The organism is Vibrio thalassae (assembly GCF_900089835.1).
Classification (GTDB): domain Bacteria; phylum Pseudomonadota; class Gammaproteobacteria; order Enterobacterales; family Vibrionaceae; genus Vibrio; species Vibrio thalassae.
The window spans coordinates 1-725 of sequence record NZ_OANU01000026.1; the positions used below are offsets into that span (position 1 = coordinate 1).

The following is a 725-nucleotide window of genomic DNA, read 5'->3' on the forward strand; positions in this document are numbered from 1 at the left end:
ACGGCGGCATTACTGGATAGGCTTCTTCATCACTCGCACATCGTACAAATCAGCGGAGAAAGCTACCGATTAAGAGGAAAGAAAGCGGCTGGAACCATACCAACAGTTCTAGAAAATCTATCTGAAAGTACAAAATAATTACGTGGGTGGGTCAGTTTTACTTTGGCGATAACGTCGATAAGTGGATCAATTTTAAACTGGCGTTGACACTGTCAACGACCATCGGGATGATGGTGTTATAAGAGTATGACTTATGCTGTATTTACTCTGCCGCGGAGCGGCTTCGTTCAACTCATTAATTAGATGGTACGCCCCACACCTAAACTAAACTCAGCTATGTCGCTGAACTTCAGGAGGTGCCATCATGTCAACTATTAAAACTATCGGTATTGATTTAGGTAAATCAACTTTCCATGTTGTTGGTCATGACTTCTCTGGTCAACAGCTTTATCGACACAAGTTTTCAAGAGCTAAGCTACTTCAATTTATCTCGGTTCATGAACCAGTGTTGATAGCAATGGCTAGCTGATACAGGCCAGCAAGTTCCACCCCTACTAATTTTCGAATTACGCAATCAGCTTGATCATTACAACGAGCTTAACAACAAAATCAAAGAACAAGACCAAAAACTTGAGACTCTAAATAGTGGTAATGACTTATTCACCATTTTACAAACAGTACCTGGCGTCGGGCCCATGACCGCAGCTTGCTGCATTTCTTCGGTG

At 42.2% G+C, this 725-nt stretch carries 1 protein-coding gene and 1 pseudogene; both read left to right on the forward strand.

The window, feature by feature from the left end:
* On the forward strand, positions 1–138 hold a 138-nt coding region (locus VTH8203_RS10335; protein WP_244181119.1), incomplete at its 5' end, for an ATP-binding protein.
* A gap of 226 nt (positions 139–364) precedes the next feature.
* A pseudogene (locus tag VTH8203_RS10340) lies at positions 365–725 on the forward strand (hypothetical protein); the annotation flags it as partial.